25 protein-coding genes are annotated in these 22620 nt (G+C 34.5%); 18 read left to right on the top strand and 7 right to left on the bottom strand.

Annotated features, from left to right (window positions below):
• Positions 1-17 precede the first annotated feature (17 nt).
• From BK054_RS01715 to BK054_RS01705, 3 genes are all read right to left on the bottom strand, one after another.
• Positions 18-674, bottom strand: coding sequence for an NAD(P)-dependent oxidoreductase (locus tag BK054_RS01715; protein WP_006267044.1), 657 nt, complete (start codon positions 672-674; stop codon positions 18-20).
• Between the two features lie 126 nt (positions 675-800).
• Positions 801-2000: an aromatic amino acid transport family protein gene (locus tag BK054_RS01710; RefSeq protein ID WP_006267045.1), complete on the bottom strand. Its 1200-nt coding sequence runs from the start codon at positions 1998-2000 to the stop codon at positions 801-803.
• 49 nt (positions 2001-2049) lie between these two features.
• Positions 2050-3255, bottom strand: coding sequence for an aromatic amino acid transport family protein (locus tag BK054_RS01705; protein WP_006267046.1), 1206 nt, complete (start codon positions 3253-3255; stop codon positions 2050-2052).
• Positions 3256-3460: 205 nt separating this feature from the next.
• Between BK054_RS01705 and BK054_RS01700 the strand changes: the two genes are divergently transcribed.
• Positions 3461-3877, top strand: a complete 417-nt coding sequence (locus tag BK054_RS01700; protein ID WP_006260252.1) for a Fur family transcriptional regulator — start codon at positions 3461-3463, stop codon at positions 3875-3877.
• Here the strand turns inward: BK054_RS01700 and BK054_RS01695 are convergent.
• The 4 genes from BK054_RS01695 to BK054_RS01680 form a co-directional block, all read right to left on the bottom strand.
• Complete coding sequence (locus BK054_RS01695; protein WP_006261978.1) at positions 3874-4857, bottom strand: YpdA family putative bacillithiol disulfide reductase; 984 nt, start codon at positions 4855-4857, stop codon at positions 3874-3876. The two genes, BK054_RS01700 and BK054_RS01695, sit on opposite strands and share 4 nt — an antisense overlap.
• Before the next feature lie 126 nt (positions 4858-4983).
• Entirely contained in the window at positions 4984-5685 is a 702-nt protein-coding gene (locus BK054_RS01690) for a YceI family protein (RefSeq protein WP_006260250.1), read from the bottom strand.
• Between the two features lie 270 nt (positions 5686-5955).
• Positions 5956-6468 carry an azurin gene (azu, locus tag BK054_RS01685; RefSeq protein ID WP_006261976.1) on the bottom strand — a complete coding sequence of 171 codons (513 nt, stop codon included), beginning with the start codon at positions 6466-6468 and terminating at the stop codon, positions 5956-5958.
• A gap of 121 nt (positions 6469-6589) precedes the next feature.
• Positions 6590-7090 (bottom strand): hypothetical protein, encoded by a 501-nt coding sequence (locus tag BK054_RS01680; RefSeq protein ID WP_006260247.1) that lies wholly within the window; start codon positions 7088-7090, stop codon positions 6590-6592.
• 148 nt (positions 7091-7238) lie between these two features.
• On the opposite strand from BK054_RS01680, the gene BK054_RS01675 reads away from it, so the two are divergent.
• The 17 genes from BK054_RS01675 (at position 7239) to dapA (ending at position 22618) form a co-directional block, all read left to right on the top strand.
• Positions 7239-7814, top strand: coding sequence for a DJ-1/PfpI family protein (locus BK054_RS01675; RefSeq protein ID WP_006267048.1), 576 nt, complete (start codon positions 7239-7241; stop codon positions 7812-7814).
• 89 nt (positions 7815-7903) lie between these two features.
• Positions 7904-8764 (top strand): carboxylating nicotinate-nucleotide diphosphorylase, encoded by an 861-nt coding sequence (nadC, locus tag BK054_RS01670; protein ID WP_006261974.1) that lies wholly within the window; start codon positions 7904-7906, stop codon positions 8762-8764.
• Between the two features lie 12 nt (positions 8765-8776).
• Complete coding sequence (locus BK054_RS01665; RefSeq protein ID WP_006267049.1) at positions 8777-10156, top strand: TFIIB-type zinc finger domain-containing protein; 1380 nt, start codon at positions 8777-8779, stop codon at positions 10154-10156.
• A gap of 2 nt (positions 10157-10158) precedes the next feature.
• Positions 10159-11160 (top strand): SPFH domain-containing protein, encoded by a 1002-nt coding sequence (locus BK054_RS01660; RefSeq protein ID WP_006267050.1) that lies wholly within the window; start codon positions 10159-10161, stop codon positions 11158-11160.
• Between the two features lie 3 nt (positions 11161-11163).
• Complete coding sequence (locus tag BK054_RS01655; protein WP_006267051.1) at positions 11164-11403, top strand: hypothetical protein; 240 nt, start codon at positions 11164-11166, stop codon at positions 11401-11403.
• Positions 11404-11427: 24 nt separating this feature from the next.
• Positions 11428-12327: a YihY/virulence factor BrkB family protein gene (locus BK054_RS01650; protein ID WP_006260239.1), complete on the top strand. Its 900-nt coding sequence runs from the start codon at positions 11428-11430 to the stop codon at positions 12325-12327.
• A 39-nt stretch (positions 12328-12366) separates the two neighbouring features.
• Complete coding sequence (locus tag BK054_RS01645) at positions 12367-12795, top strand: DUF2147 domain-containing protein (protein ID WP_006267052.1); 429 nt, start codon at positions 12367-12369, stop codon at positions 12793-12795.
• A gap of 666 nt (positions 12796-13461) precedes the next feature.
• Positions 13462-15912, top strand: a complete 2451-nt coding sequence (priA, locus tag BK054_RS01640) for a primosomal protein N' (RefSeq protein ID WP_006260237.1) — start codon at positions 13462-13464, stop codon at positions 15910-15912.
• 48 nt (positions 15913-15960) lie between these two features.
• Positions 15961-16497: a DUF4375 domain-containing protein gene (locus BK054_RS01635; RefSeq protein ID WP_006260236.1), complete on the top strand. Its 537-nt coding sequence runs from the start codon at positions 15961-15963 to the stop codon at positions 16495-16497.
• Positions 16498-16605: 108 nt separating this feature from the next.
• Positions 16606-16947 (top strand): 30S ribosomal protein S6, encoded by a 342-nt coding sequence (gene rpsF, locus BK054_RS01630; protein WP_006260234.1) that lies wholly within the window; start codon positions 16606-16608, stop codon positions 16945-16947.
• A 5-nt stretch (positions 16948-16952) separates the two neighbouring features.
• Entirely contained in the window at positions 16953-17249 is a 297-nt protein-coding gene (gene rpsR, locus BK054_RS01625) for a 30S ribosomal protein S18 (protein ID WP_006260233.1), read from the top strand.
• A 66-nt stretch (positions 17250-17315) separates the two neighbouring features.
• Positions 17316-17759 (top strand): 50S ribosomal protein L9, encoded by a 444-nt coding sequence (rplI, locus tag BK054_RS01620; protein WP_006260232.1) that lies wholly within the window; start codon positions 17316-17318, stop codon positions 17757-17759.
• A gap of 213 nt (positions 17760-17972) precedes the next feature.
• The gene (locus tag BK054_RS01615) at positions 17973-18602 is read left to right on the top strand and encodes a hypothetical protein (RefSeq protein ID WP_006260231.1); all 630 of its coding nucleotides are present in this window, start codon (positions 17973-17975) and stop codon (positions 18600-18602) included.
• 61 nt (positions 18603-18663) lie between these two features.
• Positions 18664-19137 carry a DUF6495 family protein gene (locus BK054_RS01610; RefSeq protein ID WP_006260230.1) on the top strand — a complete coding sequence of 158 codons (474 nt, stop codon included), beginning with the start codon at positions 18664-18666 and terminating at the stop codon, positions 19135-19137.
• A 12-nt stretch (positions 19138-19149) separates the two neighbouring features.
• Positions 19150-21147, top strand: coding sequence for an NAD-dependent DNA ligase LigA (gene ligA, locus BK054_RS01605; RefSeq protein ID WP_006267053.1), 1998 nt, complete (start codon positions 19150-19152; stop codon positions 21145-21147).
• Between the two features lie 65 nt (positions 21148-21212).
• A complete protein-coding gene (locus tag BK054_RS01600) occupies positions 21213-21722 on the top strand; it encodes a DUF6913 domain-containing protein (protein WP_006260228.1) in 510 nt (169 codons plus the stop codon).
• Between the two features lie 14 nt (positions 21723-21736).
• Positions 21737-22618: a 4-hydroxy-tetrahydrodipicolinate synthase gene (gene dapA / locus BK054_RS01595; RefSeq protein ID WP_006260226.1), complete on the top strand. Its 882-nt coding sequence runs from the start codon at positions 21737-21739 to the stop codon at positions 22616-22618.
• Positions 22619-22620 lie beyond the last annotated feature (2 nt).

The raw sequence follows: 22620 nt of genomic DNA, 5'->3' as shown, positions 1-22620 counted from the left end.
GGGACTTATTATGAATTTTAGTAACCTATTGTAAATTGTGTGTTTTTAAACTGTTCATTCTCTACTTCATCTACTATAGCGACAGCTACATCCTCTACAGATATCCTACTTCTACATTCGCTATCATAGACAGGAGTATTATTACTTAGTCTAAAGTGTCCTGTGCGCTTTCCAGGGTTCTGTGGATTCATTTCTATCGCAGGGCTAAAGTATGTCCAGATAAAACCGTTTTCTTTACTTAATACCTGCTCAAAATAGTCTCTTACTGCTGTAGCACCTGGTTTAATAAAGTCAGGAAAATCTACTGTGTCTACTAACTGTAGCCCTGGTTTAATATACAGTGTACCTGCTCCACCGATTACAATTAAGCGCTCTACTTTAGCTTCTTTTACAGCATTGTGTATAGTCTGTATTCCTGTTGTAAAGTCTTCGTAAAGATTAGGATTTGACCATCCTGCATTGAATGCACTGATGACTACATCTGCGCCTGTTATCATCTTTACGAGTTCTTTTTGATTTGTTATATCTAGCGCTACTTTTTTTACTAAAGCGCTATTAGATATTGTTGAGGTATTTCTAGCGATTGCTGTAACGTTGTATTGACGATGTATCAATTCGTTTAATATAGCACTACCTACATATCCAGACGCTCCTATCAAAACTATATTTTTCATACGGTGTTATTTTTATTAAGACAAAGGTACTGAGGAGTAGTGGTTTAAAAATAGAAAGCCGACTTAATCTAGAAATTTCTTAATCTAGGTTAAGTCGGCTAATATTGTATAAAGGTTGTTTCTTGTTTAGTAAGCTGGTATAACTTCAGCAACCATAAGGCCTTGAAGTATAAAAATCAAAAGAGAAAGTCCCCATAAAAATACGAAAGCGAGTTTCTGTAAAAAGGGTTGTTTAACTCCTGCTTGCTTTTGTGCTTTTTGTAACATTAACATTGGCATGATTAAAGCAAGAACTACTAATGGGATAGAAGCGTATCCTAGTGCTATTACGAATCCATCAGGATAAAAGATAGCAAATACTAATGGAGGAATAAAGGTCAATAGCATTGCTGACATATTATTCTTGATTAGCGGTTTGTTCTTCCCTAAGTCTTGGATATAATCCTTTAAAGCCATGGCTACTCCCCAGAAAGAAGTAAGTAATGCTGCAGAAGCAAATAGTGTAAAAGAAATACCAATCATTTTTGAGTTGTGTACTTGTTTTACTGCTTTTAATAAGCCTTCCATTTTAGAGTTCTCTTGTAGTATAGCAGTAAAAGTATTGCTATCTAAGTTTCCTAAGAATGTAAGTTCCCATACCAAGTATAATAGAAGAGGAGTGATACTTCCGATTAAAAATACGAGCTTTAGTTGTTTGATATTTCCATCTAAGTATTTTACCAATGTTGGAATAACTACATAGAACCCAAAGCTAGTAAAGATTACAGGAATAGTGGCTAATACAGGAATACTAGAAGTAGGTAAATGTTGTAAGTGGATCATTTCTACTTTAGGTAATAATAATGCCATTACAATACACAAGAAAATTAGCTTCGTTGTAAATACAATTTTATTACTAAAGTCAACAACACGTGTGCCGAATGCGATGATACTTCCAAATACTGCTGTAAATAGAAAAGCAGAAGTATGAGATGATATTTCTACTTGTAGCCAATTCTCTAAGTTAGTTCTAAATATTTCACCTCCTCCTGTGATATAAGCACTAACTAAAGCATACATAAGTATCAACATACTTAGCGCTGTAGCAACAGCTCCAGAGTTACCTAGATATTTTACTGTTAAGGTATTTAGCCCATCTGTAGGAGGGTTGTATTTATATACATCCACCAGAAGTATAGCAGTATAATACATAGCAAACCAGATACAGAACAAGATAAAGGCCATAAAGGTAAAGCCTACACTTGCTGATATAATGGGCATTGCTAACATTCCTGCTCCGATTGTCGTTCCTGCGACAATAAGGATACTTCCGATAATTTTTTGCATTTCTATTTGTTTAAATTTATTTAATTCTTCGAATTTATTTTTTGTTTCATTAGTCTAAAATAGGGAGTACTCCCGCTGTCATTAAAACTTGTATTACTAAGATGCTTGTTCCAAAAGCAAAAATCAGGCTAAAAGCTATCTTTTGTAAAAAAGATATTGGCTCTTGTCTTTCTTTTTTGACTTTGATGTACATCAGCACAGGAATAAACAAAGAGGTTATCACTACAGAGATAGCAGCATAGCTTAGTGCTATCACAAAACCTTTAGGATAGTAAAGTGCGAATAATAATGGAGGTATAAAAGTAATTAGGTAAATAATTATACTGTTTTTTCCAAAAGCTTTCTTTTTACTTAAATCCTTTACATAGTCAAATAGGGCTAATGCCACTCCTAAGAAAGAAGTAAGGATAGCTGCAGCAAAGAAAATATTTAAAGGAATATTCATCCACTTAGACTCAGATACACCATTTACAGCTAGGATAACAGCTTCTAAGCCTTGCGTTTCTTTTATAATTGTGAAGAAGGTATTAGAGTCTATACTTCCTAAAATAGATAGTTGCCAGATGATGTATACGATTAGAGGTAATAGACTACCGTAGATAAACGCTTTTTTAAGTAGTTTAATATCTCCATCTAAGTACTTTACCATACTTGGTACCACAATATGAAAACCAAATGAAGTAAAAATAACAGGAATAGAGGAGAAGAATAGTTTACTCTCTATAGGCATCTGTAAGAGATTGTCTATTCTGACATAGCCAAACATCACAATAATAACGATTAAGAGAAAGATTAGCTTGATAATAAATATCCATCTCGTAGCAATATCTACCACTCGAGCGCCTAAACCAACTATACCACCAAATAATACTGTAAAGATAAAAGCAGTCACCTGTGGGCTGATATCAGTCTTTAACCAATTGCTTAAGTTCAGTCTTAGAATATCACTTCCTCCTGCGATATAAGCACTTACTAGAGCGTACATCAGGGTTAGCATACTTATCCCAGTGACGATAGAGCCTGCTTTTCCTAAGTATTTATAAGTCATCGTGCTCAGTCCATCTTCAGGATTATTATCTTTATATGTCTCTACTAATAGAATAGCGGTATAACACATCGTTAACCATATCAAGATCATTACTATCGTAATGCCTGTAAATCCTACTCCAGACGAAATAATCGGCATGGCTAACATTCCACCTCCGATTGCTGTACCCGCTATAATAAGGGAACTACCTATAAGTTTACTATTCACTTTGAGTTTATGTTTTTAGTTTGATTGTTGTAAAAAAAATAAATATATGTTTTTATTATTTACTACAACACTCAAATATGTTTATTTATATTAAAATGTTTTGATTGTTTTTAAGCTAAAGAGTTGTTAAATGGAATCTGATTACGTAAAAACGAGTTGATAAACAAACATTGTTTATCTTTGTTTATACACAAAATGAGAGATTATGAGTACCCTAAATTTAGAGCAAGAATTAAAAGCAAAAAAGATTAATCCTACTGCAATGCGTTTATTGGTTCTAAAATTCTTGAAGCAACAAAAAGGTGCAGTATCACTTGCTGATATAGAGGCAAGCTTTGAACAATCTGATCGAGTGACATTATATAGAACCGTAAAGACTTTTGAGAGCAAAGGATTGCTTCATAGTATTACGACTAATAATATTACTCATTATGCGCTATGTGCTCAGGGGTGTGATGAAAAGAATCATCACGATACTCATCTACATTTCGTGTGTAATAATTGTAAAAAGACAATCTGTTTAACACAAGTGTCTATCCCTAAAATAGAAGTACCAGCTGGTTTTCAGCTAGATGATATAGACGTAGTAGCTAAAGGGGTGTGTAAGGAGTGCAAGCCCTAAAATCGACGATATCGATACTTAGAGATGATGTGGGTAAGAATGGTAACAGCGTGAATTCTAGAGTTCTCAATAAACCAAGTGTGCGTGTTTAAACCACCGCATACTACACCTGCTAAATATAAGTTCGTCACATTTGTTTCCATAGTTTCTGTATTGTAAGTAGGAGTCTGATTAGCATCATTAGATATTGTAACTCCTAATTGTTTTAAAAAGGCAAAGTTAGGACGATATCCTGTAAGTGCAAGGACAAAGTCGTTTTTTATTGCTAGTTCTTCGTTATTTGTGTTGATTATAACTGTATTATCAGTTATTTCTTTGATGTTACTGTTAAATAGGGCAGTGATACTTCCTTCTTTAATTCTATTTTCAATATCCGGTTTTACCCAATATTTTACATGAGAACTAATTTCTTTATCTCTTACAACCATAGTGACCTTTGCTCCTTTGCGATAGCATTCTAAGGCTGCATCTACAGAAGAATTACTAGCTCCAACTACCACTACATCCATACCTGCATAATAATGAGGATCTGTGTAGTAATGAGAAACTTTAGGCAATTGCTCTCCTGGAATGTTTAATGGATTAGGAATATCATAAAAACCAGTCGCTACGATAATGTCCTTAGCTGTATAGTTATCTTTAGAAGTTTTAACGTCGAATAAACCTTCTGAGTTTTTAGTCGCTTCTAAGACAGTTTCGAATAAGTTTATTGTTAGCTCATTTGTTGTTACTACTCTACGGTAGTATTCTAACGCCTCACTTCTACGAGGCTTGTTCTCTTTACTAATAAAGGGAATCTTGTCTAGCTCTAATAGTTCTGAAGAGGAGAAGAACTGCATATTGACAGGATAGTGATATAAAGAATTAACTAGACATCCTTTCTCTATGATTAGATAAGAAAGTCCGTTCTTCTTAGCTTCTAGTCCACAGGCTATACCTATAGGGCCACCTCCTATAATTATAATGTCAAAATGCTTCATTGTATCTATTTTCTATTCGCAAAACTCAAAGTTACGGCTTTATTCTTGTTCCTCTTTTAGAAAGTGGGTAAAAAAAATAAGAGCTACTCGTTAGAGTAGCCCTTACAGGATATATTGTGAATGAAATTATTCAGTTACTTTATCAGCTACTAAATGAATTCCTATTTCCATATCTTGACTAATAGCCCAGTCAGCAGGGTTAAGAGCAGCACCTGAATCTTTATCAGTAGTACCGAATACTAATCCCCATTCTGTACGGTCAGCTACGAATGCAGCATCCATAACAGCTTTACCATTCTCTACAGTTACTTTAGCAGGGAAAGTGATGTTTACAGTTTTTCCTAAGATAGTTAAGTTTCCACTTACTACTTTATTAGCTCCTTCTATTTTACTAGTGTGTTTAGCAGCGTCGAAATCTTCTACATTAGTGATTTTGAAATCAACAGTCGAATTAGCTTCTACGTTAAAGAAGTCAGCACTTTTTAAGTGACCTTCTAATTTAGCGATATCTTCATCAGCACTTACAGAAGCACGATCAACTTTGATAGAGTTCATATCGATAGTATAAGAACCTGCGTTTAACCCATTTGCATCGATAGCGATATCACCAGCTTTTAAAGTTAAAGTACCATAACGAGGGTTAACTCCTCCTTTGTGACCTACTTTCCAAGTTACATTACTCTCAGTCAAGTTTACTGAATATTTGTCTCCTTGTTCTACAGCTACTTCTTGTTCTGTTGTAGTTGTTGCTTTATCTGCATTTTTGTTTCCACAAGATGCAAGAGTTAACGTAGCGATTACAGCTAACGATAATACAATTTTTTTCATTTTATATGCTAATTTGTTGATACAAATATACATGCTTAAATAAGAATAAACAATCAGTCAGAAAAAAATGACTACTAATTTTGAGCTAAAAAGCTTTAAAAGTGTCATATTTAACATTTTTTGTGCTTTTTATTTGGGTTTATTGATGAAATTAAATGACAATGTTTTCTTTTACAAGAGTAGAGTACAAACTACTTTAGAATAGAGTAATAAAAAATGGGATGTTTTAATTAAACACCCCATTTAAAGATTTGCATTAAAAATATATTACTATTCAGCAATTAATTTACCTTGCATTAAAGCGAAGTGAGCAGGGAATGTACATAAGAAGTCATAAGTACCTGCTTCAGTAATTGTGAATTCAATAGTATCAGATTGTCCACCTCCTAAAGTTTTAGTATGTGCTACTACATTTTCTAAACCACTTGGATGAATATAGTCAGTTTCTGTTGCTTGAGCAGCTTCAGTAGCAAAAGCAGTCATGTCTGTACCTGGTTTTAATAATACCCAGTTATGCCCCATAATTGCTTTATCCATTTTACCAGTATGTTTTAAAGTCAATGTAACTTTCTCTCCTACAGGAACACGAATTTCAGTTTGGTCAAATTTCATTTGATCATCTGCATTTAACGTGATTTGTACACCTGTTACTTCTTCTGGTGCTGCTGTTGTTTCAGCAGGCGTTTCAGTTGGAGTAGTTGTTGTATCTGCTTTTTTCTCACCACATGAGAATAACATAGTACTTGTTGCTAAAACAGCTAGAGCTAAGTTTAATTTTTTCATAATTATTTTATATAATATTATTTATTTGTTAAGCGCTTTTAAGCGCTCATTTTGAGTACTATAAAGGTACGATAAATAACATTATTGCTCACTTTTTAATGTTTAAAATTTGTTAAAAAAACTACTGTTCTTTAAAAGAAGCTAAAGTGTTTAAGAAGTTGTCTTTTTGCGCTTCTTTATTCTGCCCTGTTGTCCATGTAATGTATTGATAGTTAGCTTTTTTACCATCTAATATTACTTGTATCATATACATCATATCTTTATCTTGAGACATCAGTAGTTCATACTTCTTCCCTGGTATTCCGTTTATTCGGACATCTTCTTGTACTATTATCTCATAGTTCTCTCTTTTGTTATAGCTAGCTAGAGATTGTTTAACGTATTCTTCGAAGTTTGCCGTCTTATTTTTGTCTTGATGTACAGTGACTAAATACATCTGTTTAAACGTATTTCCATATTGAATATCAGCATCAGGGTATAATTCTTGCATCGGTGCGAATGTACCAGGTACTTCTATTGTATATAGATCTAAGACTTTGACATCTTGTGTTGGGGCTACTTTTTGGTTACAGCTGATTAGTGTAAAGAATGTAGCAGCTACTAAGGCGATTTTTGTTCTCATAGTCAAAATAAATAGGATTAATTAGATTTTTAAAGTTACTAAAAAGTATTCGGAGCAGATGTTATTTTATGGTTATTTTTTAAGATACAGTTTTTGGACTACTCATAATTGTTTACCTTAGAAGGGTATTAACTTAAATAAAAACAATATGGCAAAATCAGTTTTAATGTTAGCAGGTGACTTCGTAGAAGATTATGAAGTAATGGTTCCTTATCAAGCACTATTATCAATTGGAGTACAAGTAGATGTGGTATGTCCTGGAAAGAAGAAGAATGAAGTGATTGCAACTGCTGTACACGACTTTGTAGGGTATCAAACTTATGCAGAACTAAGAGGACATAATTTTGTAATCAATAAGTCATTTGATGAAGTGAATGTAGCAGATTATAATGGACTGTATATCTGTGGAGGGCGTTCTTCAGAATATATCCGTCTAAATAGTACGGTAATTGACTTTGTGAAGTACTTCTTTGAAAAGAATTTACCAGTAGCGGCTATCTGTCACGGTATTCAGGTATTAACTCCAGCAGGTGTATTAAATGGAAGAACACTGACTGCTTATCCAGCAGTAGGACCAGATATCACTTTAGCGGGTGGTCATTATAAAGAAGTAGGAGTAGATAAAGCTGTGGTAGACGGTAATTTAGTTACTTCTCCTGCATGGCCTGGACACCCTGATATCCTTAGAGAATTCTATAAAATGTTAGGTGTAGTGATAGGGTAAGCTTGTCATTATAACTCATAGTTTGCGATGTTCTATAATAAGATTTGCTAAAACATTTCTTATTTTAGCATCGCAAATTTTTTTTAAATATGATTTCAGAAGCACAATTTCAAGCAGAATTAGATATAATTATTAAGAACGCTATACGTGAAGATGTAGGAGATGGAGACCATAGCTCATTAGCTTGTATTCCTTCTACAGCTACAGGTAAGGCAAAATTACTAGTAAAAGAAGCAGGGTATATAGCAGGAGTAGAGTTCGCACAACAAGTATTGAACTATGTAGACCCTACTCTAGAAGTAGAAGTGTGTATTCAGGATGGAGCGAAAGTAGAAGTAGGAGATATAGTCTTATATATCTCAGGGTCTTCTCAGTCTATTCTAAAGGCTGAGCGACTAATGCTTAATGCCATGCAACGCATGAGTGCTATCGCTACGAAGACTCGTGTATTCGTAAACTTATTAGAAGGTACGGGTACTAAGATATTAGATACACGTAAGACTACACCAGGTATACGTGCGATAGAGAAGTGGGCAGTAAAGATAGCTGGAGGAGAGAACCACCGTTTTGCTCTTTATGATATGATTATGTTGAAAGATAATCATATTGACTTCGCTGGAGGTATTAAAGAAGCGATTGAAAAGACAAACCAATATTTAAAAGACAATAATAAAGAGCTAAAGATCATCGTAGAAGCTAGAAATATCGATGAGGTGAAGCAAATCTTAGCTTGCGATAATGTTCATCGTATCTTGTTAGACAATTTTGACTATGCGATGACACGTGAGGCTGTTGCATTGATAGGTGATCAATGCCAAACAGAGTCTTCAGGTAATATCGATGAGAGCACGGTTAGAGAGTATGCATTATGTGGAGTTAACTATGTTTCTTCAGGAGCATTAACACACTCAGTGTACAATATGGACTTAAGTCTTAAAGCAGTATTGTAGTAAAAGAGAAGCATGGCAAAAACAATAAAGAAAATAGTATGTCCTCAGTGTGGGAGTAATCAGGTTGATGAGACTAAGAAAGACCACTATATCTGTAGAAGCTGTAATACACAGTTCTTTCTAGATAATGATGATATTACTATTAACCATAATTATAATACGGGTAAACTGAATAATGAACAAGGAGTGCAGATTGCTAAAAAAGCTATTATAGGCTTCTCTGCTGTTATCTTTATCTATTTCGCTTACCAGATCAGTAGATTCATATTTGCAGATTCTACACCAGCCCCTGTTACTACCACAGAGTATAACACCACCCCGCCTTCTAAGCGAGATGTGAGATATGTCAATGCTAGTTATTCAGAAACAGCCTTAATGATCGACCCAAAAGGGAAGAACACCATTGTTTTTACAGGGTGGTTTAATGATATCTTTGCTGAGAAAGGTAAGGAAAATGAGGTGTACACCATCTTACTAGACGCGACTACAGGAGAAGAAATCAGTAGAACACTTCTAGAAGTAGACCTATCTATAAAAGGAGCAGGTACACATAGCAGTAAATTAGACTATTATAGAGGAGCTAATGACGAGCTATTCCTTATTGTGAATAGTTACTATTTATTTTTGTATAACCCTTCTCAGAAAGTATTTGAGAATGTGACAGAATCTTTCTTTGTCAAGTATCCTGAGTTTGCAGGAGGAGTAGCAGCGATAGAATCTAGAACTTTCGATCAATGTCTGACAGTTACAAATAATAAAGGAAAACAATATGCCTTATTTGCAGATATAGGTGTTGTATTACCTATAGATAAAATCTCTAATATATACGATAAGAAATTAACGGATCCAGTTAAGACTACATCCTATAAATTTACGCGTATAGGTTTTGATTTTCCAGAAGAAGAAATACAGTTGATACAATACGAACATTGGACTCAAAAAGGTTTTCCACAATACAATGTAAGTTTTAACTGGAGCAAAGATTACGGTAGATCGGGTATATTCACAGAGAAGTCTCCTTATAAGAAAGTTTTAGTGATGCCGTATACTAAATCTAGAGCGAAGATAGTTTCTATTAAAGACCTTACTCCTAATCATACTTATGTAGATGGAGCACGTGTACTAGTAGGAGACGCAGAGTCTGTTATCATTGCTATCAAGATGTCTGTATTGGAGAACGAGACTATAACACTGCAGAAGATAAGTGGGGTAGATGGTAGTGTGTTATGGACTAAGAAAACGGACTGGAAAGAGATCCGTAGTATTGATGTAGAAGGAGATTATATATTAGTAAGGTTAGACAGTACTAATATTGCTATAATAAATAAGGATGGAGAGATCAAGATGACTTCAGACCTTTATGAACTAAAGACAGTAGGAAAAGAGATATAACTATGGGATTATTCAATATTTTTAAGAAACAGCTAGCTTCTGTTATAGAATGGAAGGATCAACCACAAGATGTCGTATGGTATCAATTTCCGTCGCCAACAGATGAGATCAAGAATGCATCTAAGTTAATCGTAGCACCGAGTCAAGGATGCGTATTAGTATACGATGGAAAAGTACAAGATATACTCCTAGAAGAAGGAACCTTTAGTCTGAGTACAGCTAATCATCCTTTTATTACGACATTGATTAATATTCGTCAGAATTTTGAAAGTGAGCATAAGTTAAAAGTGTTCTTCTTTAGACAATCTCAGATTATTAATCAGTCTTGGGGTACTCCTAGTGCGATTAAGTATGTAGATAAGCATTATGATATTCCGATAGAACTAGGAGTGAATGGGACATTCTCGTTTAAGATACAGGATATTAACTTTCTTTATAGAGAGGTTATTAGCAATGCGAATGTATATACAGCGATGGACTTAAAAGATATCCTTATTCAACGCATTCCTCAGGCTATCACTACTTATCTATCAGGAGCCTCATTTGGCTATACTGAGATAGATGCACAGCTAGAAGTAATCTCTACCGAAATCAAGAATAAACTAAATGAAGAGTTTGCTACTTTAGGACTTGCATTGACAGACTTCAAGGTGTTAGGAACAGTATTCGATACCAAGACCCAACAGCGTATTGCCACTGTATCTAATATAACTTCTGATGTAAAAGCAGCAGAAGCAGCAGGAATGGCATATGCAGAGTTAGAGAAGCTGAAGGCTCTGAGAGATGCTGCTCGTAATGAAGGTGGACTAGCAGGCGCAGGAGTACAGATGGGAGCAGGACTAGAGTTAGGTAAGCAGCTGGGTATCGCTTCTAATCAAGTGTTGGAGCAGTCTGGAGATGATGGACTTCAAGTTTTAAAGAAATTAAATTTATTATTACAAGAAGGAATCATTACACAAGAAGATTACGATCAAAAAAAGAAAGAAATATTATCAAAACTATAGCGTATGAAGTATATTATCGGTTTTATAGTTTGTATCTTAGTATTAATAACAGCCTTATATGTTATTTTAGGTTTTTGGGGAATAGAGATGTTTGATTCAGAACATCTAGTCAATACCTATAAGACCATTGGAATAGTAATAGTAGTAGCCTTATTTTTGATTATGGTAGTGAGCTTTTTCTTTAAGCGTGATCATAAAGGTTATGATACGACTAAGGGGAATATAGCACATCCTAAAAAATAGCATGATAAAAAGAAAAGAGATTAAATGTCGCAGGAAATAGAAGAAAGATTAGACAGAATACCTGTCATACGTACAATAGTCCGGACTTTAAAATGTATTCGTTTTAAGGTGTTAGAAGGGTATTCTCTTTATGATTTAATAGAATTATATGTCTTAGGGATTATAAAAGGAGCATTCTCCTATAGGGCAGGATCTATCGCCTTCAGTTTCTTTATGGCGTTATTTCCGTTTGCACTTTTTATACTGAACTTGATTCCCTATATCCCGATAGACAATTTTCAGGTAGACTTTATGCAGTTTATCGAGAGTTCTGTCCCTCCGAATACCTTTGGTGCGATAGAGTCTATTCTGAGCGATATTATGAATAACAGTTATCGCTCGTTACTATCATCCGGATTCCTGCTATCTATATTTTTAATGACTAATGGAGTCTTTGCGATCATAGGAGGATTTGAGTCTTCGTATCACATTATTGTTTCTCGCAATCTGATTAGACAGTATCTTGTCGCATTAGTCTTATCTGTATGTCTAGCGATACTAGTCATTTTCTCTGTTGCATTCTTTGTGACACTAGAGGTTGTGATGTATAAGTTTAACCTAGATTCTATGTTGATACAGTGGTCTAGAAGTATATTCTTATTGTTAGTAGTACTGATGACTACTTCTATATTATACAAGTTCGGAGCTAAGCAGACTAAGCAAGTATCCTTCATCTCTATAGGGTCTGTATTTACCACTATTCTTTACATACTTACCTCTTATCTATTTGGGGTATATGTATTGAGATTTGCCCGATATAATGAGTTATATGGCTCTATTGGGACGTTATTAGTAGTGATGTTCTATTTGTGGATTAACTGTATGATTCTATTGTTAGGTTTTGAATTAAATTTAGCTATAAATAAATTAAAGTCAAAAAAATAGCTATATTTGGGTTATAACCTTAAAATTAAACGCTGAACTATGAGAAATTTTTTAACGACAATTGTGTTGGTGTTAGCTGTGTCTTTATCAGCACATGCACAAAGTATAGTAGGTAAGTGGAAGACGATAGATGATAGTACAGGAAAAGAGAAGTCTATTGTTGAAATTTACGAGAAAGACGGTAAATATTACGGACAGGTAAAGAAACTTTTAAACCCATCTAAACCTAACCCAAAATGTGATAACTGTGAAGGAGATGAGAAAGGAAAACCTATCGAAGGACTTGTTATCATTAAAGACTTACAGAAAAAAGGAAGTGAATATACAGGTGGTAAAATCACTGACCCAGAGAGTGGTAAACAGTATAAATGTACTGTAAAACTAAATGGTAAGGATAAGCTGGATGTGCGTGGATATATCGGATTATCGTTGATAGGAAGAACACAGACATGGAAAAAAGCAGATTAAAGATAAGTGAAGTATTTATAACCGTTGTTTTATAATACTGAGACAGATTATCTAAAATAATTTTAAAAGATATAAAGGTCATTAGCACGCGCTAATGACCTTTTCTTTTGGGTAGAAGTCTTGTGTGGTATATAATCGGAGAGAGAAGAGGGAGTGAAGCCTGTAATTATGGCTACCTAATAGTTATCAAGCAAATCCTTATTCATAGGTTCTATTTCTTCAACACCCCTACAATACTTCTTCAACATTGCTTCAACAAACAAGCCTTCTAGTAGAGCAATCTTGGGGTATTGTTGAAGAAGTGTTGAAGGAAATGCTATAACTGCTTATATACACTGCTGTTAGGAGCTGTTGGGCAATTAGGATAGAAATGTTTGTTTTTGATTTATGTTATTGATTAGTAGTGTTTTGTGTCGTTTTTAGGGAGTGAAAAAAGTGATGCTTTTTTTATGTGGTATTTAGGTGTTATACATCACAGATTAGAAACCTTCAACAACGCGAGTAGAGGTGTATCGCGTGCATCTACTAGAAGTAATGAGATGTTATATATTACAGAATATATATAACCTTGCGATAAATAAGAGCGAATATAGTACTGATGGGATGAGATAAAAATAAAGCGATTATCTTTGTAATTATTGATTTCTAAAAAATAGTACTATTAGTATGAATTACTTTGTTGAGGTTATTGTTCCATTAGCTTTAGACCCTACGTTTACTTATGCTGTAAGTGAGGCAGAATACGAGTTTATCCAAGTAGGGATGCGCGTAGCTGTTCCTTTTGGTCGTTCTAAAGTATATACGGCTGTGGTAATCGAAAAACACAATAGAGTACCTCAGTATTATGAGGCAAAAGAAATCAATGAGATTATAGATCTGACTCCTGTTGTCACTGAGAAACAGATCAGCTTATGGAAGTGGATAGCAGACTACTATATGTGTACGATAGGGGATGTGTATAAGAGTGCTATGCCATCACAGTTACTTTTAGAAAGTGAGACACTTATACAGTATAATCCGGATAGTACTATTAAAGCAGAAGAATTAGATGATGCAGAATATTTAATATATGAGGCACTTCAAGTACAGTCTATTCTTAAAGTAGAAGAGATTATAGCAGTACTGAACCGAAAGAAGGTCTTCCCTGTGATTAACTCTCTTCTAGAAAAGAAGATGATATTCTTACAAGAAGAGATGGTGGAGAAGTATAAGCCGAAACAGATTAGATATGTCAAACTAGCGGAGCAATACTTGGCTGAGAATGGTTTGGCAGATTTGATGGAAGTAGTCTCTCGTGCTGAAAAGCAAAGAGAGATGATCTTAAAATATTTTCAATTGCAGGCTGTGCACAAAAAGCCGATTACAGTCAAACAGTTAGTAGAAGAATCAGAATCTACATCTGCAGTAGTTAAGGCACTTATTAATAAAGGCATATTTGAAGATTACTATTTAAACCAAGATCGTGTGATCTTCGGGGATGCAGTACAAGATATTATCGAGTTAAGTGATGAGCAGAGTAAAGCTCTTTGGGAGATCGGGCAGTCATTAGAAACGAAGGATGTCGTCTTACTACACGGTGTAACTGCGTCTGGTAAAACAGAAGTATATATCAAACTTATAGAGAAATACTTGGCAAATGAAGGACAGGTATTATTTCTATTGCCAGAGATAGGGCTTACAACACAATTAGTGATGAGGTTGACTAGCTATTTTGGAAACGAAGTAGCAGTGTATAACTCAAAGTATTCTCACAATGAACGATTAGAGGTCTGGGATCAGGTATTGAATAAGTCTGAAAAAGCAAAAGTGGTTATCGGTACAAGGTTATCTGTCTTCTTGCCTTTTCAGGATTTACAGTTGATAGTAGTAGATGAAGAACAAGAAGGAAACTATAAGCAACACGATCCAGCTCCTCGATATCACGGAAGGGATGCAGCTATCGTATTGGCAAAACAGCACAATGCTAAAGTAGTCTTAGGATCTGCAACACCGAGCTTAGAAACGTATTACAATGCTACACAAGGCAAGTATGGTTTAGTGGAATTAAAGAAGCGCTATACCAATGTAGTCTTGCCAGAGATTGTTTTAGTAGATGTAAAAGATAAATATAAACGAAAACAGATGACAGGGCATTTCTCAGATCAGTTGATCGATGAGATAAATATGGCGTTGTCGTTAGAAGAACAGGTTATTCTGTTTCAGAACCGAAGAGGTTTCTCTCCTGTCGTAGAGTGTATGACTTGTGGAGCTGTACCAGAATGTCCTCATTGTGATGTGAGTTTGACATATCACAAGTATAAAAATGAGTTGAGGTGTCACTATTGTGGTTTTACGCTACCGATGCCCAAACAGTGTTTTAGATGTCACAGTGTGGATCTGAATACAAAAGGATTTGGTACAGAGCAAGTAGAGGAAGAATTAAAAGAGTTGTTTCCGAATAAGCGTATTGCGCGTATGGATCAAGATACAACTAGAGGAAAGTATGGCTTTGAGAAATTAGTAGAGTCCTTTCAAGCGAGACAAATCGATATTCTAGTAGGAACGCAGATGTTGGCGAAGGGATTTGATTTTGACAATGTGAATTTGGTCGGAATAATGAATGCGGACAACAGTTTGTATCATCCTGACTTTAGAGCGCATGAGCGGGCATATCAGATGATGACACAGGTAGCAGGTAGGGCAGGGAGAAAGGATAAAAAGGGTAAAGTGATTATTCAGACATTTAATCCGTATCACAATATCATACAGCAAGTGACTCATTATGATTATATGGGAATGTATAAAGAGCAGATGTATGAGCGATATAACTTTAAGTATCCTCCTTTCTATAGATTAGTTAAGCTGACACTAAGACATAAAGAGTTCGAGAAGTTAAAAGAGGCTTCATTTTGGTTGTATAACAACCTGAAGGAGCAACTAGGTGTACCTGTTTTAGGACCAGAAGAGCCTGCGATTAATAGGATACGCAATCAATATATACGAGTGATTTTAATTAAAATTCCTCAGAATGTACCTCTGATAAAGACAAAAGAGAATGTTCGAAAAATATTGAAAAGTTTTGAAGCGATAGGACAGTATCGCTCTGTGAAAGTAGTCGCTAATGTAGATTTCTATTAGCGATTTTTTTAGAAGGTAAAAGAAGTGTTATAAAAAAGAAATAATAGTATGGAATTAAAAATTGTAGTATCACAAGATTCATTTAATAGTCAAGAGGCTTATGATATCGTTTATTCAAATATCACGTTTATTAACTTGGTAAGAGAAGAAGGAGGATTAATGGAAGAGACAGTTCACCCAGATGCGATTCTAAGTTATTATCTTGATTATTATTTAGCTCAATATAAGAATGGAAACTTCTCTCAGATTGTTTGGAATACTCAGGCTGATTATGAGTTTTTTGCTATCATAGCTGATGGGCTAGAGAAAATAGGAGCTACACAAAACTTAGCTCTTTTAAAGAAGCAACTTGAGGTTTTAAATAATATTGACGAAACTGTATTAGAGGCTTTCTGTGAGTCGGATTACTTCGGTACGAATCCTACAAGAGATCTGTTGAAGAATGATGACTTCTATAATCTAGAAGAGGATATCGTAGAGTTAAATGCGAAGTGGTTGAGAAATCACCCTGATTTAGATGTATTATCTATAGAAGGGATGTATCAGAGAGCAGAGGCATTATTAGACAAGAAAATAGAAAGATAAATAAGAGGGAGTAGAAAAAAACTTTATTAAAGATCAAATTAGTTTTGGATAGTATGTATAAAGTTGTATTTTTGCACCCAATTTTGTAACAAATAAAATTTAGTATTTATGAATCATTATGAAACTGTTTTCATCTTGAATCCCGTTTTATCTGAAACTCAGATAAAGGAAACAGTAGTGAAATTCGAAGAATTTCTTACTTCTAGAGGAGCTGAGATGGTAGCTAAAGAGGACTGGGGCTTAAAAAAATTAGCTTATGAAATCCAACACAAGAAAAGTGGTTTTTATCACTTATTCCAATTCACAGCACCTGCTGATATCATCATCAACTTAGAGACTGAATTCAGACGTGACGAAAGAGTTATGCGTTTCTTAACTGTAGCTTTAGACAAACACGCTGTATCTTGGGCTGAGAGAAGAAGAGAGAAATTAAAATCTAAAAAAGCTTAATTGTTATGTCAAGTATAGAGCAATCTGCAAAAGGAAAAAAAGACGGAGATATCAGATATTTAACGCCTTTAAACATTGAAACAAACAAAACTAAAAAGTATTGTCGTTTCAAAAAATCAGGAATCAAATACATCGACTATAAAGATGCTGATTTCTTATTAAAATTCGTTAACGAGCAAGGTAAAATTTTACCACGTCGTTTAACAGGAACTTCTTTAAAATACCAAAGAAAAGTATCTGTAGCGATCAAAAGAGCACGTCACTTAGCTTTAATGCCATACGTAGCTGATTTATTAAAATAATAACAAATCATAAAGTTGTTGGTTTTCATTCGTGAAACCTAACTTCTTATAAAAAGGACATCAACAATGGAAATTATCTTAAAACAAGACGTTCAAAAGTTAGGATTTAAAGATGACGTAGTAACTGTTAAACCAGGATACGGACGTAACTATTTAATCCCTCAAGGGATGGCTGTATTAGCTACTCCATCTGCTAAAAAAGTATTAGCTGAGAACTTAAAACAAAGAGCGCACAAAGAAGCTAAATTAGTAGCTGATGCTAAAGTTATCGCTGAGGCGTTAAAAGCTTTAGAAATCAAGATTGCTGTTAAAGCTGGTGGTGAAAAATTATTCGGATCTGTAACTAATGCAGATATCGCTGAGGTTTTCGCTAAAAATGGTCAAGAAGTTGACAGAAAATACATCACTTCAGGAGTTATCAAACGTTTAGGTAAATATACTGCTAACGTTCGTTTACACCGTGATGTAATCGTTGAAGTTGATTACGAAGTAATCGCTGAGCAAGAATAGTCTTAAAAGATTATATATAGAAAAGGCCTTCCATTTGGAAGGCCTTTTTTTTTGCTATATAATTTAGCTAAATTATGTAAGGGAGGTTGGTTGATTACTAGTGTTTTTTTGTATCTTGGAAGTGTATAAAACTAAGCTGTGAAAAATAGCTTAATACTTCATTTATAGGAAGTAAGTAGTCGATTTAGTAGTGTTTAAAAACAAAAAGTAGTTATGAATAGATTAGTGAGAGTTTTAGGTATAGTTGTTATTGGGGTGTCTTTATTTGCTTGTAAGGATGACAAAGATACTTCTGGTGCAGAAGGAGAGGTGATAGAAACAGTGGTGACAGATGAAAGTACTAATAAAAATAAGGTAGAAGAAGAAGATACAACTACACCATGGCAGAACTTATACGAGCAAGAACCTGCTATTCTAAAGAGTACTGAAAAGATATTTAAGATCGACAATAAGAAAGCTGTTACGCTAATGGATGAGTCGAATAAGATATCTGTGAGTAAAGATGGGCTTGAGACAGTATTAGCTGCGTTAAAGACTACTGCGGCTAAAGACTATTTGGGTGAAGACTTCAATAAGGCTGTAATAGCTAATGGTGGTACGGGAGTAGTGGTGAGAGTAGATGTGTCTCCGAATGCAAAGAATGATGGTTCTAATAAAAGAGGAAATTACTATCAATTCACTATTTATGAAAATTATGAAGATAGAATAGTGACGGTGGGTACATTCATTTTTGATGTAAGAACGTTGTCATTTTATGAAATGGATATTGTGGAGGCAGATTATGTGCCATTAAAGTATGCAGTGTCTATGAAGAAGTCTTTAGCAGAGATAGTACAGAATTAATTTATCACATTATACGAATTGAAATGAAGGTATTATCTTTGTTTCAAATGCAATTTATATTATGAAATACAGTAGGCTTACGAAAGAGCAGTTTGAAGAATTACACCCAGAGTTTATTAACTTCTTAGCTGCACAGCAGATAGATAAGAATGAATGGGATAAGATAAAAGAAGAAAAGCCAGAAGTAGCAGAACAAGAGTTAGATATTTTCTCAGATTTAATTTGGGAAGGAGTACTGACGAATGCTAAATATTTAGAACATTATTCTAAGAGCCATATATTTTTGTTTGGTTTCGACGATAAAGAAATCAAGACTATCGTAATTAAGAGTAAACAATCAGATATAGATCTTTTAAGTAAAGAAGGACTGCAATGGTTATCAGATGCAGTGTTTACAGAAGATGTGGAAGTGAGACATGGAGGAAAAAGCTTTGGAGAGAATCGCAATGAAGAAATCTTTAGTTTAATCCAACAAGGAGCTATTCTGAGTGATGGTCATTTATATGGTCAATTTAAAGAAATGTTGAAACTGTAATCGTTTTAAAAAATGGATATTAAAGCACAATTAGATTTACTTCGCAAAGAATTAAATGAACATAATTATAATTATTATGTGTTGGATAATCCAACGATTTCAGATTTCGATTTTGATCAGAAATTAAAAGAATTAGAGAAGTTAGAATTAGCTCACCCAGAATATTTTGATGTTAATTCTCCAACACAAAGAGTAGGAGGTACGGTGACTAAGAACTTTGATACTATTGTACACCGTTATAGAATGTATTCTTTAGATAACTCTTATTCTAAGGAAGATTTATTAGATTGGGAACAACGTGTACAGAAAGTTTTAGGTGATGTGCCAGTAGAGTTTACATGTGAATTAAAGTATGATGGTGCATCTATTACGATTACGTATGAAGATGGAGTGCTGGTAAGAGCAGTGACACGAGGTGATGGAGTGCAAGGGGATGATGTGACTAATAATATTAGAACAATTAGATCAGTTCCTATTCGATTAAACGGAGATTATCCTCAGAGTTTTGATATTCGTGGAGAGATTGTATTGCCATTGGCAGGGTTTGAAAAGATGAATCAAGATTTGATAGAAATCGGAGAGACGCCTTATTCTAATCCAAGAAATACAGCTTCTGGTAGTTTGAAATTACAAGATAGTGCCGAGGTTGCAAAACGTCCTTTAGATTGTCTACTTTATAATATAGTAGGAAGTGATCTAGGGGTAACAACACAATATGAAAGTTTAGACAAAGCTAGAGCATGGGGATTTAAAGTTCCTACTATCTCTAAGTTAGCTAAGAATATTGATGAAGTATTAGAGTTTATAAATTATTGGGATATTCATAGACATGAGCTACCTTATGAGACAGATGGAGTGGTGGTTAAGGTCAATTCATTGCATTATCAAGATGAATTAGGGTATACTTCTAAAGCACCGAGATGGGCTATAGCATATAAATTTAAAGCTGAACAAGCAGAGACTGTATTAAACTCTATATCATATCAAGTAGGTAGAACAGGTGCTATAACTCCTGTAGCAAACTTGGAACCTGTACAGTTGGCAGGAACGATAGTAAAACGTGCTTCTTTACACAATGCAGATCAGATAGCGAAGTTAGATATTCGTGTAAATGACTCTGTATATGTGGAAAAAGGAGGAGAGATTATCCCGAAAATAGTAGGTGTGAATTTAGAGGCTAGACCAGCTGACTCTGAACGTACAGTATACATTAAGGAATGCCCTGAATGTGGTACTAAGTTAAAGAGAAGTGTCGGGGAGGCACAACACTATTGTTCAAATGTGTATGGATGTCCACCTCAAATAGCGGGTAGGATACAGCACTTTATCTCTCGTAAGGCGATGGATATAGAGGGGCTGGGAGAAGAAACTGTAGTACTGTTGTACAAAAATGAATTAGTAGAGAATTACGCTGACTTATACGAGTTAAAGAAAGAAGATGTTCTAGGTTTAGAACGCATGGGAGAGAAGTCTGCAGATAATCTGATAAAAGGTATAGAAGCTTCTAAACAGGTTCCTTTTGAACGTGTATTATACGCATTAGGGATCCGTTATGTAGGAGAGACTGTGGCTAAAAAGTTAGCAAATCATTATAAGACAATAGATGCTCTGGCAGAAGCTCCGTTAATGGAGTTGATAACAGTAGATGAAATTGGAGAAAGAATAGCACAAAGTGTAATAGACTTCTTTAGTAGTGATATTAATAAAGAAATAATTGCTAGACTAAAGGGATATGGTGTGCAATTTGTGTTAGAAGAAAAGGAATCTACGGTAGTGTCAGATGTTCTTCTAGGACAGACATTAGTGGTATCTGGGGTGTTTGAACAAATGTCTCGCGATGAGATTAAACAAGCTATCGAAGATCATGGAGGAAAAGTAGGAAGTTCTATTACCTCTAAGACTAATTATGTCGTGGCAGGAGATAAAATGGGACCATCTAAGCTAGAAAAAGCAAATAAACTAGGTATTAAAATATTAACAGAAGCGGAGTTTATTGCGTTAATTCAATAATTCGATGTTAAATGTAGTATTACCTAATTAGCTATTTGTTTATCTTTACAAAAACAGTAACTTATATGTGGTTTAATACTTTAAAGAAAAGATCACTTCAAAAAGTAGTAGAAAAGTCAACATTAAAAGCAGTACCGGTCGATTTTAAATATGATTTTAAAGAAATCGGTATTGTAGTAGATAAAGCAGAAGCTAAGGTTATTCCAGATTTAATTAAAAGTTTAGAAAGAAAAGGAATACCTAGTACAAAAATACATTTCTTGGTTTATGCAAAAGATAGCAAGAAGAATAATGAGGAGCACCTGTTTGGGATGAGTGAGTTCACATTAACAGGAGGTATAGAGAATAAAGAAGTCCTTGAGTTTATTGAAAAGAAATGTGATTTGTTGATTAGTTATTATACAAATCAGGCTTTGCCTTTATTATGGGTGACATCAAAGTCTAATGCTATTTTTAAAGTGGGAGTTTCCTCAGAAAATACACAATTGAATCATTTTAGTTTAGCTTTAGAGCGATTAGATGTAGAGAATTTTGTAGACAATTTATTTAAATATATTAACGTTTTTAAAAATTAATAATTAGAAGAACTATGCAATCACTTATTGGTACGGGAGTGGCATTAGTAACGCCATTTAACAGCGATTTTTCTGTAGATGTAGAAGCATTACAGAATTTGGTAGAATTTACAATAGCAGGAGGGGTAGAGTATCTAGTAGTATTAGGAACTACTGGGGAGTCAGCAACTCTTAGTAAGGAAGAAAAACAGTTAGTCAAACGTACCGTAATAAAGGCTAATAAGAAAAGATTGCCATTAGTATTAGGAGTAGGAGGAAATAATACACATGCTGTATTAGATGAATTAACACAGGAGAACTTAGAAGGGTTTGATGCTATATTATCAGTATCACCTTATTATAATAAACCTACACAAGAAGGAATTTATCAGCACTTCAAAATGATTGCTGAGAATAGTCCATTACCTATTATTTTATACAATGTACCTGGTAGAACAGGAAGTAATATGGCAGTAGGGACTGTAGTTCGTTTAGCGAATGAGTTTAAGAATATCATTGGTATAAAAGAGGCAGCGGGAAGTATGGTACAAGGGATGGAGTTAATCCGTCAAAGTACTCGCAAAGACTTTTTAGTAATATCAGGAGATGATGCGATCGCATTGCCTTTGGTGTTAGCAGGAGGAGCTGGAGTTATTTCAGTAATAGGACAAGGTGTTCCTCAAAAGTTTACAGATATGATTCGCCTAGGATTAAAAGGAGATATCAAAGAGGCATTTAAATTACAATATGAATTAATGCCTATTATCGATATGATCTTTGAACAAGGAAACCCTGCTGGAATCAAAGAGATATTAAAGTTAGAAGGAGTGATGCAAAATACGCTTCGTTTGCCATTGGTTAATGTAGATACAGACTTAGCTTCAAGAATCGAAAAAGAAATTAAAATACTGAATTAAAA

This window comes from Myroides sp. ZB35, from assembly GCF_001865835.1.
Taxonomy (GTDB): domain Bacteria; phylum Bacteroidota; class Bacteroidia; order Flavobacteriales; family Flavobacteriaceae; genus Flavobacterium; species Flavobacterium odoratimimum.
This window is presented reverse-complemented; position numbering and strand designations above follow the sequence as displayed.